The organism is Candidatus Protofrankia californiensis (assembly GCF_900634765.1).
GTDB lineage: Bacteria > Actinomycetota > Actinomycetes > Frankiales > Frankiaceae > Protofrankia > Protofrankia californiensis.
In genome coordinates, this window is the sequence record NZ_CAAAFT010000021.1 from 1 (window position 1) to 10,631 (window position 10,631).

Genomic DNA, 10,631 nt, shown 5'->3' on the forward strand with positions numbered 1-10,631 from the left:
CTTCCCCCCCGCGGACGTCCCCGCACCGGATGCACTCACCCCGGACATCCCCGCGCCGGAGATCCACGCATCGGGCGCTTTCGCCACGGACCTCCCCGCCGCGGTCGACGAGCTGCTCATCGAGACCAACGTCGACGACCTCGACCCGCGCGCCTGGCCGGAGATCATGGCCACGCTCCTGGCAGCGGGTGCCCGCGACGCCTGGCTGACGCCGATGCTGATGAAGAAGGGCCGTCCGGCGCACACGCTGTCGGTGCTCGTCCAGCAGCCGCATGCCGACGCCGTCCGGCGGCTGGTCTTCCTGCACACCCCCACCCTCGGCCTGCGCGAGACGGCAGTGCGCAAGCGGGCCCTCGTCCGCGCCTATCGCAGCGTGGACGTGGGCGGCGAAACCATCGCCGTGAAGATCGGCATGCTTGCCGATGGTCGGGTCGTCACCGCGCAACCCGAGTGGGACGACGTCCAGCAGACCGCCACCCGGCTGGGCCAGCCGACCCGCTGGGTGCTGGCGGCGGCGACAGCAGCCGCGCTGAACACGGACGGACCGTCATTTTTCGGACCTAACCGGAACACTGGTGACAACACCGTCATCAGCGACAACGCCGGTACCGGTGACGGCAGGGTACAGACCGACATGCGATCCTGAGCCGGCTCCAGCGGATATCGGTCGGTGCGGGCGGTGAGAGATCGACCGGACGTACTCCCTCCCCATACGTGCCGCGGGATTGCGGTCGGTCGGACGTACGTCCGACCCGATCGAGTGATCGAACCGGCTGGTATGTCAATGTAGTGGGATTTGGACGTAGCGCACTTTGGACGCGAACCGATTCGGGGGGAGTGACAATCGATGTCACCGTCATCGTCCCGCTCCTACCTTCCGCCGGATCCGGTCGAGTCGAACAACGAGACCTCATATGCCCTGCGGCTCCAGCAGGAACCCGTGCGACGGGTCAACGGTCCGGCGGATCCGCAGTCGGTGGACGTCCTCACGCCACCCCGCACCGGCGTGAACGGCGGCCCGCTCGGCGGACCTGCCGGCCCGCCGTCGGTTCCACCTCCGCAGGTAGCGTCTCCGCCCGTCTCACCACACGGTGGTGGACGCGGTTTCGACCCGCTCACCAGTTCGTGGCCACAGACGGCCTACGACCCGTCTCCCTCGTCCGGGCGCTCTCCCGGCACACCGGCGCCGGACGATGTCGCCGTTGGTTTCGCCGTGGTGGACAGGTACACCGAGGCGGACAACATCACGACTAACAACATCGCGGCAAACAACGTCGTGCCCCGGGATTCCGGTCACGACACCGCCGGCTCGTGGGCCCGCCCATCCTTCAACCCACTGACCGGCCCGTGGGCACCGGACGTCGGCGGCAACCCGCAGCCGTCGCCGTCGCCGTCCTCACCGTCCTTATCGTCCTCATCGCCTTCGGACACACCTGGCACGTCCGTAAGCCGGTTGGCACAGGACGCCGGTACGGGCGGTTCCGGTTCCGGCAACGCGCCGACCCCGAATGCGCCAACCCCGAACGCACCGGGTATGAACGCGCAGGGTGCGAACGGGCGGCCCTGGACCGAATCCTCGACCTACGATCCGCTGTTCGACCGTGAGATATTCCCTGGCGGTTTCACCAGCGCACCGCCACCACCGGCCGATCGTCGGACGCCCACTGTTCCGTTCCGGCACGAGGAGCGTCCGGGTGACGCTCGACGCCCTCTCGAGCCACCGGACGCCGGCCAGAACCACGCCAGCCAGAATCGTGCTGGCCAAAATCGTGCTGGCCAAGGCCACCGGGAACAGAACCACCGGGAGCAAGGCCGGCACGAACAGGCACACCTGCCGCATACACCGGTCTCCACGCAGCACCCGGCGCCCGCATCGCCGCTGCCTTCACCAGCCGAGCAGCCGGCGGACCCGTCCACCGCGCCGTTCACGATGGTGCCCGGCGAGGATCCGCCGTTTCGGAGTGACGAGGGCTACCGCAACGAACAGCAGCTCGGCATGCCCTTCGCCGGCATTGCCGGAACAGCCTTTCCGTATCCCGACAGTCCCTATCCGAGTACCGAGTATCCGGCACCGCCGCCCAGCCTCCGGCCGGAGTCAACCGGCCAAAGGCTGCGCGATAATGATTTTCGCACAGCCGGAGGCACTTCAGAGCAAAACAACCAAAGGCTGCGCGACAATGATCCGCGCGCCCGAGGTCCGGAAGCCGATCCCGCAGGTCCGGGAGAACCCCAGGAACCGGATACCGAGATACCGATCAGTGGCATGTCCGGCCGTCTCATGACCAGCGCGCTGCTCCCGACCCGGCCGGACGTCGCGTCCCGGGGCTGGCGCAGGATTCTCTTCAAGGTTTCCGGCGGAACAATCAAGCTGGGACCCTCTGCCGATGAAGCCCGTCATCGCCGCTTGATCGAGCGCATCAACACACCCCTGAATGACTGCCACCGGATCGCGGTCATGTCCCTGAAAGGCGGTGTTGGCAAGACGACCACCGCTGTGGGGCTGGGCTCGACACTGGCGAGCCTGCGGGGGGACCGGATCGTGGCAATCGACGCGAATCCCGACCGTGGGACGCTCGGCGCCAAGGTGCCGCGGACGTCTGAGAACACCGTCCGGGACCTGCTCGACAACGCCGACTCGCTGCGTCGTTACGTGGATGTGCGCAGGTATCTGTCGCAGGCCGGCAGCCGCCTGGAAGTGCTCGCGTCCGCGAACGCCCCGGAGATTTCCCGGGCGTTCGCGGACACCGACTACGTCACCGTCGACGACATCCTGCAGCGGTACTATTCGATCCTGCTGACCGACTGCGGCACCGGAATGCTGCACAGCGCCATGCCCGCCATCCTGGAACTCGCCGACACCCTGGTGATTGTCAGCAGTTCCAGCGCGGACGGCGGTTCCTCCGCCAGCGCCACGTTGGACTGGCTGGAGGCGCACGGATACGCCACGCAGGTCAGGAATGCGGTGACGGTTATCTCGACCTTCCCGGCGAACCGCGAGTCGGTCGACCTGGACACCCTCGAACAACATTTCGTCGCCCGCACCCGGCGGGTCGTCCGGGTACCTTACGACCCGCATCTGGCGGTCGGTGGACATATCGCCCTGGAAGAAATGCGAAAGCCGACCAGGCAGGCTTTCCTGGAAATCGCCGGGGCGATTGCCGAACAGTTCGGTCTGGCAGACCGAAGAGCGCGCGATAATAATCTTTTCGTGCGCTCGGAGGCCGAGACTTTCGGGGCATCAGAGGGCCGAAGAGCCCACGATGATGATTTTTCCGTGCATTCGGAGGCGCCGGGGAATCCTGCGGGTCGAGGGCGGCACGATCATGCTCCTGGCACGCCCGGGGCACTCAGCGGGTGAGGGCCGCCGTCACCGCACGGACGCCGGGCCGGCGTAACTGGTTGGCCACCGTAGAACGGCCCTCCATGATCCGCCCGAACAGGCCGAAGCCACCTGGCACGGCGGCCAGGAACGCATGCAGCAGGCCGGGACGGCGGACGAAGACCGCCTGCACCTCACGACCGGCGTCCATCTCAGGCCCCAGGGCCACCTCCACCCGCCGGGGATAGTCATCCAGCGCACGCAGCTCGCCGGCGGCGGCGCGCGCGGCCGCCTCCCCGGCCAGACGTCCCGAACGCAGCGCGAACGAGATCCCCTCCCGCGTCCACGGGTCGAGCAGGCCCGCCGCGTCCCCCGCGACCAGCACCCGGCCACGGCGCAGCGGCGAGTCCGCGGCCCGCACGCGCGTCAGATGCCCCGAGTCGTGCAGCGGCGTGACGGCGTCCAGGCCGAGCCTGCGCACCAGGTCGGCATAGTAGGCGCGCAGTGCGCCGCCGTCGTCCCGTGAACCGATCACGCCGACGGTCAGGACGTCGCCCTTCGGGAACAGCCAGGCGTACGAACCGGGTACCGGGCCCAGGTCGAGCAGCACCCGACCGGCCCAGCGACGCGCCACGGGGGCGCTGACCGGGAACTCGCCCTCCAGGCCGACGTCCACCTGGTCGAGGCGGACCCCGACGTAGGCGCCGACCCGCCCAGACGTGCCGTCAGCGCCGACGACGACCCGCGCGAGGACGACCGGACCACCGCGTACCGCAACTGTGACGGGACCGTCCGCGACATCATGTTCGCGTATCCCGGTGACGTGAACGCCGGTCCGGACGCCCGCCCCGGCGGCGCAGGCCGACTCGACCAGCGCCTGATCGAACTCCGAGCGCATCACCATGGACATCATCGGCCGACCGGGCCGCCTGCGGGTGCACGTCAGCCGGCCGTCCAGGGAGACCGTGAGCTGGTCGATGCTCGTGCGGGTCAGCCGGGACAGGTCAATGCCAGCATGATCGACCGACAGGCCGACCAGGCCGCCTCCACAGGTCTTGTACCTGGGTAGCTCGGCACGTTCGAGCAGGCACACGGTGGCGCCAGCCCGGGCCGCCGCGCGGGCGGCGCTGGCTCCCGCCGGACCGGCACCGACGACGACCACGTCGAACGTCTCGCCGGCTGCCCCCCGACGGCCGAAGGCAGCGCGATCATGATCTTCCCGCGCCCGGGGTTCGGGTGGGTCGCTTGGCATCAGCGCAGGGTGAGAGTCCGGCCGACCACGCCGGCACGCATCCGGCGCTCCGCAGGGGTGAGCGGGGTACGGTCGGCGACCGCGCTCTCCAGTCGGTCACGCAGTGCTACAGCCGCTTCCTCACAGCTCGCCGCGTCGGCGTCCGACGCCAGATCCCACACCGGGACGACCAGGCCGTCCACCCGGAACGAGCCGACAAAACGGGATCCGTCACCCACAGTAAGATCGGCAGCCACCGCGAGACGGGCGAGGGCATCGAGCAGCGGTTCCTCGTCGTACGGCTGGACCCAGCGCAGATGCGCCCGCTCGCCCGGACGGCACCAGTAGGCCGCGTCCACCGAGGTCAGCCGAGCCGTCGGGACCACGGCCGCATTCGCCCGTTCCAGCAGGGCCGCGACGTCCTGGGCTGGGCCGCTACCGTCCTCGGACGGCGGGAGCCACCAGGTGAACCCGGAGTGGACGGTGATGTCCAACGGTGCGGGATCCAGCAGGTCCGCCAGGGTCGGACCGGCACGGCCGTCATCACCACGCGCACTTCCCGCCGGGGCGGGCCGTGGGATGACGGGCGTTCCGGGAGCGGCGTCAAGAGCCTCGAGCAACGCCCGGGCGATGTCGGTGCCCGCGTCGTCGCTTGCGACACCGGTCTGCATGGCGAGGAGGATCTCGCCGTTGTCACGGACGATCGCGGGCACGGCCTGCGGCAGCATCGTGCCGAGCACGACGGAACGGTCGGCATGCTCGGGATGCTGCTGAAGGTAAGCGGCGGCGAGCTTCAGCGGAGCGGTCGCGCTGGGCACCAGCTCACGCAGAGCCACCAGGTCCGGCTCGTCGGCACGGCCCGCAAAGGGACGCAGGACGGGTGCGGGCCGCCGCCGCACGCCATGGCACGCCTTGTAACGGCGTCCTGACCCACATGGGCATGGTGACCGAAGCCCGACGGCCGGAAACTCACCCGCCCCCGTCCAGGACACGTCCGATCGTGCCCCGGCATCGGAGGACCCGCCATCGGCGGGCAGGCCGAGCGTGGAGGAGCCGGACGCGGAGGATGACGGCACAGGAACGCGTGCGGTCTGTCGGCGGGCGATCGCGTACTCCTCGGTTCGACGGGACGTTGGTACGAGCCAAGGCTAGTACCAGCGTCCGACACTCCCGGGTACCGGCACGGCCCGCCGGCCCGCCGGCCCGCCGACGCATCGGCCCGCCGGCCCACCGACGCCCTCGTCGGCGGATCCACCCTGAAGCCGGATCCGTCGGGAACGAGGCCCGGTGACCGGTCCGGCCCGGCCCGGGAGAATCGCCCACGGTGCGGGTTCCCGACCGGCCAATCGCGATCACGCAGCGGACGGTTGATCGCCGATAGGCTCGGGGCTGGCGTGTGGTCCGGCCGGCGCCGGCCGTCTGCCGTTCCCCCGGCCCGTCCGTACTCCCCTCGGCCGGCGGCGCTCCCCGACTGGCGGTACAGCCCGGCCCGGTGGCACCCGAGAAGGCGGTAAGCGCGGTAGGAGAGAAGCAAGGCGGTAAGGCACGGTAAGAGAGAAGCGCGGTAAGAGAGGTGGCATGAGTATCGACCAGCACGGACTCCCCGGCGGCACGGCACCGGTCACACGGCGGATTGGTGTGGTGACGTTCCCGGGTTCGCTCGACGACCGGGACGCCGCACGCGCGGTCCGCCTCGGCGGTGGCGAGGCCGTACCGCTCTGGCACGGCGACACCGACCTGTCCGGGGTGGACGCGGTCGTCCTGCCGGGTGGGTTCTCCTACGGCGACTACCTTCGTGCCGGTGCGATCGCGCGCTTCTCCCCGATCGTCGGCGCGGTCGTGGATGCCGCCCGTGACGGGCTGCCCGTCCTCGGCATCTGCAACGGATTTCAGGTGCTGTGTGAAGCAGGACTGCTACCCGGAGCGCTCACCCGTAACGCCGGCCTGCATTTCGTCTGCCGGGACCAGACGCTGCGGGTGGAGAATGCCGCCACCGCGTGGACGTCGGAATACGCGGCCGGCGAGGAGGTGGTCATCCCCGTCAAGCATGGCGAGGGCCGCTATGTGGCGAGCCGGGCGACACTTGCCGAGCTTGAGGGCGAAGGCCGCATCGTCGCCCGCTATCTCGGCGGGAACCCGAACGGCTCGGTTGCCGACATAGCCGGCATCTGCAACGCGGAACGTACGGTTGTCGGGTTGATGCCGCATCCCGAACACGCCGTCGAGCCCCTGACCGGCCCCGGGTCGGACGGCCTGGCCATGTTCCGGTCAGTCACCTCCCACCTGCCCGCCGCCGCGGGAGGCACCGTGGGCGCCGGTCGCTGACCCACACCCACGTTCCCGTACCCGCCTCCGACCGCACCCACCGCACCCACCAGACGATGTGAATCCGATGTCGTCGGCGCAACCGCGGATCCACATCGTTCGCCGCGCCACCCCGGCGATGCCAGTCCACGCGCAGGCTCACCCGGCCATGCAGGCCGTGCGGCCAGGCGGGTGGCCGTGGGGGCCACGCAGGGGTTATGCGGGTCATGGAGTCACCGGAAGTTATACAGGGTCACGCGGTCCGGGTGGTGGTTGCGAACAGGGCCGGCAGGGTGGACGAATGGGCAGTCCGCAGTTCGTCCAGGCTGACGGTGAAAGCGTCCTGCACCTCCAGGGTGTCGCCGTCGACCACGCCAATACGCCGCCACGGCAGTCCACGGGCGGCGCACATGTCGGTGAAGCGCAGCTCCTCCGAGCGGGACACGGCCACCACCGCGCGTCCCGCCGACTCGCTGAACAGCTCGGTGAACAGGTCCGCCCCCCGAGGGAAGACGATCCGGGCGCCGTGCCCGCCACGCAGGCACGACTCGACCAGCGTCTGCGCCAGCCCGCCGTCGGACAGGTCGTGCGCCGCGGTGAGCATCCCGTCGCGGGAACCCGAGACCAGGATCTCGGCGAGCAGCTTCTCGGCGGCGAGGTCGACGGCGGGTGGGAGCCCGCCGAGGTGCCGGTGGGTCACCCAGGCCCACTCGGAGCCACCGAACTCCGCGCGGGTCTCCCCGAGCAGCAACAGCGAGTCACCCTCGTCCGTGAAGCCGATCGGGACCCGCCGGGCCACGTCGTCGAACAGGCCGAGAACGCCGACGATCGGTGTCGGGTTGATCGGGGTGGACCCGGTCTGGTTGTAGAACGACACGTTCCCACCGGTTACCGGCAGCCCGAGCCGGCGGCAGGCGTCCGCGAGCCCCCGGCAGGCCTCGGCGAACTGCCACATGACCTCCGGGTTCTCGGGTGAGCCGAAGTTCAGGCAGTTCGTCACCGCGATCGGTACGGCTCCGGACGCGGCCACGTTGCGGCACGCCTCGGCCAGGGCAAGCTGCGCGCCCGCGAACGGGTCGAGCCGGGTGTAGCGGCCGTTGCCGTCCGTGGCCAGCGCGATGCCCAGGCCCGTCTGTTCGGACAGTCTGATCACCCCGGCGTCCTCGGGTTGCGCGAGCACGGTGTTCGCCTGCACGTACCGGTCGTACTGGTCGGTCACCCATGCCTTCGAGCACAGGTTCGGCGAGGCGATCATGGTCAGCAGGGTCGCGCGCAGCTCGTCCCCGGTGCTCGGACGCGGCAGCGCCGCGGGATCGTCGAGCCGCAACGTGTCCAGGTCCGTCGGCCTGCGGACCGGCCTGTCGTACACGGGCCCGTCGTCGGCGAGCGAACCGGGCGGGACGTCGACGACGACCTCATCGTGCCAGCGGATGACCAGCCGTCCGCTGTCAGTGACAGTTCCGATCCTGGTGGCAAGCACACCCCAGCGTTCGGCGAGGGCCAGCACCTCGGGCAGCACGGCCGGGGTGACGATCGCGAGCATCCGCTCCTGGGACTCACTCGCCAGGATCTCGTGCGGCGCCATCGACGCCTCGCGCAGCGGGACGAGATCGAGGTCGACCTCCATGCCGCCGGGGCCGCCGGCGGCGAGCCCGGCCGCGGTCGTCTCGGTCAACGCGCAGGTGAGCCCCGCGCCGCCGAGGTCCTGGATGCCGACGACGAAGCCGCGGTCGAACAGCTCCAGGCACGACTCGATGAGGATCTTCTCGGTGAACGGGTCACCGACCTGGACGGCTGGTCGGCGCGCCGGCCCACCGCCCTCGTCGAAGGTCGCCGACGCCAGCACGGACACGCCGCCGATGCCGTCCCGGCCGGTCTTGGCGCCGAGCAGGACGACCGCGTTCCCGACCCCGACAGCCGCCGACGTCTGCACCCGACCGACCGGCATGACCCCCACGCACAAGGCGTTGACCAGCGGATTACCCAGATAGGACGGGTCGAAGACGACCTCCCCGCCGATCGTGGGCAGGCCGAGACAGTTGCCGTAACCACCGATGCCCGCGATCACCCCCGGCAGCACCCTGGCGGTGTCGGGGGCGTCGGCGTCCCCGAAACGCAACGGGTCGAGCACGGCGATCGGCCGGGCACCCATGGTCAGGATGTCGCGGACGATCCCGCCGACACCGGTCGCCGCGCCTTGGTACGGCTCGACGAAGCTCGGGTGGTTGTGTGATTCGATCTTGAATGTGACGGCGAGACCCTCACCGACCGCGACCACCCCGGCGTTCTCGCCCATGCCGACGAGCAGGCGGTCACCCGCGGGTGTGTCGCGGAACTGGCGCAGGTGCACCTTGGACGACTTGTACGAGCAGTGCTCACTCCACATCACCGAGTACATGGCGAGTTCGGCGTCGGACGGCGTGCGCCCGAGCGTGGAGACGATGCGGGCGTACTCGTCGTCGGTGAGGCCGAGCTCACGATATGGCTGTGTGGCTGCGCCGGACGGGCCGGCGCCGGGTGGCGCTGCGGACGGGGCGGTGGGTGCGGTCGGTGTACCGGTCACGCCGTCCATCTTCCCGGACGCCTCCCGGCGAAGCCGGTCAGGATCTGTGAACCCGGTCAGACCCGGGAACTCCGCCAGGCCGAACCCGGCCAGGCCCGGTGAACCCCGCCGAGGACGAAGCCGATCGGGACCGGGGACCCCGCCAGGGAGGAAGCCGGTCGGGACCGGTGAACCCGGACGCGGGCCGGGAGCCGCGTCAGGAGTGGCCGTAGGGTTCCGGGCCCGCGCCGTCCCCGCCCGGTGCCCGGGCGGAATCGTCCGGGACCGAGCCGGGCGGATGCGTGGCGACACCGACCAGCTCCAGATCGGAGGACTCCAGATCACCCGGGTCGTCGTCGTACACGATCGACTCCGGATGCGCGGACGGAGCCACCAGCGCCTCCGAGTGGGCACCGCAACCATGGTCGAGCGCGGTCACCCGACCGTCGTCCGGAGCCATCTCGTTCGCGCACACCCCGAACACCCGTCCCAGGATCCCGGCGAGACGCACGTGAAAACCGCAGGTCCGGCAGGCGGCAGGGGCGACCCGGGCGATGGACGCCTCCGGGCCGGACTCACCGGCATACCAGCGAGCAAGAGCATCATCACGTCCCGTCACCGACAACAGACGCGGACGGCCGAGGCCGAGTTCGTTCCACACGTCGGTGTCGACGAATTCCTCGACGTCGCCGAGACGCAGCGTCAGGCGCGGGTCGTCCACGGCGGTCGGGAGCAGATCACCGACTCCGACGTCACCGGGACGCAGCCGCTGGGACCACGGCACCCACTGCGGGGCGGTCAGCGCCCCCTCGCCGGGCAGCAGCAGCACGTCGTCCACCGTGGCCTTGCGCATGCGCGAGGCGCGCGTGACCACCACCGTCCAGAGCCAGCCGGGGTAGGCACGTGCCCTGCAGGCGAAACGGTGCAGGACAAGCCGTTCGCCGTCGGCTTCGACACCGAGATGCTCACCGACCAGACTCGGATCGCCGGCCTCGGCGAAGGCGGCGGCACGGGCTTCCTCGACGGCCGCGGCGCACACGGCGTCCACCGCGGGTGGACGCGGCGCCCGGGGAGCCCGCGGGGTTCGGGGGAGCGCGGGCGGCCGGTTCGCTCGAGCGGCCCGAGCCGGCCGGTCGGACCGGTCAGGATCGACGGGCACCGCCGCGTCCCCGCTCACCGGTGTCGGGGGTGCTGTCGGGCCAAGCTGCACATCCTGAGCCTCCACGCACGTATTG

General features: G+C 70.4%; 7 protein-coding genes. 3 read left to right on the forward strand and 4 right to left on the reverse strand.

Annotation, left to right across the window (positions count from 1 at the left end; all coding sequences use genetic code 11):
• The coding region (gene larC, locus DD1DGNOD_RS00775) for a nickel insertion protein (protein ID WP_131769215.1) at nucleotides 1–646 on the forward strand (646 nt) is incomplete at its 5' end.
• 201 nt (nucleotides 647–847) lie between these two features.
• Complete coding sequence (locus DD1DGNOD_RS00780) at nucleotides 848–3,358, forward strand: AAA family ATPase (RefSeq protein WP_206442865.1); 2,511 nt, start codon at nucleotides 848–850, stop codon at nucleotides 3,356–3,358.
• On the opposite strand, the gene DD1DGNOD_RS00785 is transcribed toward DD1DGNOD_RS00780, so the two are convergent.
• A complete protein-coding gene (locus tag DD1DGNOD_RS00785; protein ID WP_131764709.1) occupies nucleotides 3,348–4,571 on the reverse strand; it encodes a geranylgeranyl reductase family protein in 1,224 nt (407 codons plus the stop codon). The genes DD1DGNOD_RS00780 and DD1DGNOD_RS00785 overlap by 11 nt on opposite strands.
• The gene (locus DD1DGNOD_RS00790; RefSeq protein WP_131764708.1) at nucleotides 4,571–5,626 is read right to left on the reverse strand and encodes a DUF5926 family protein; all 1,056 of its coding nucleotides are present in this window, start codon (nucleotides 5,624–5,626) and stop codon (nucleotides 4,571–4,573) included. Before DD1DGNOD_RS00790 ends, DD1DGNOD_RS00785 begins: the two co-directional genes overlap by 1 nt.
• A gap of 502 nt (nucleotides 5,627–6,128) precedes the next feature.
• On the opposite strand from DD1DGNOD_RS00790, the gene purQ reads away from it, so the two are divergent.
• On the forward strand, nucleotides 6,129–6,875 hold the full coding sequence (gene purQ, locus DD1DGNOD_RS00795; protein ID WP_131764707.1) for a phosphoribosylformylglycinamidine synthase subunit PurQ: 747 nt from the start codon (nucleotides 6,129–6,131) through the stop codon (nucleotides 6,873–6,875).
• Nucleotides 6,876–7,107: 232 nt separating this feature from the next.
• On the opposite strand, the gene purL is transcribed toward purQ, so the two are convergent.
• Nucleotides 7,108–9,417: a phosphoribosylformylglycinamidine synthase subunit PurL gene (purL, locus tag DD1DGNOD_RS00800; RefSeq protein ID WP_131769216.1), complete on the reverse strand. Its 2,310-nt coding sequence runs from the start codon at nucleotides 9,415–9,417 to the stop codon at nucleotides 7,108–7,110.
• Between the two features lie 196 nt (nucleotides 9,418–9,613).
• Entirely contained in the window at nucleotides 9,614–10,621 is a 1,008-nt protein-coding gene (locus DD1DGNOD_RS00805) for a DUF3027 domain-containing protein (protein WP_430827736.1), read from the reverse strand.
• Nucleotides 10,622–10,631 lie beyond the last annotated feature (10 nt).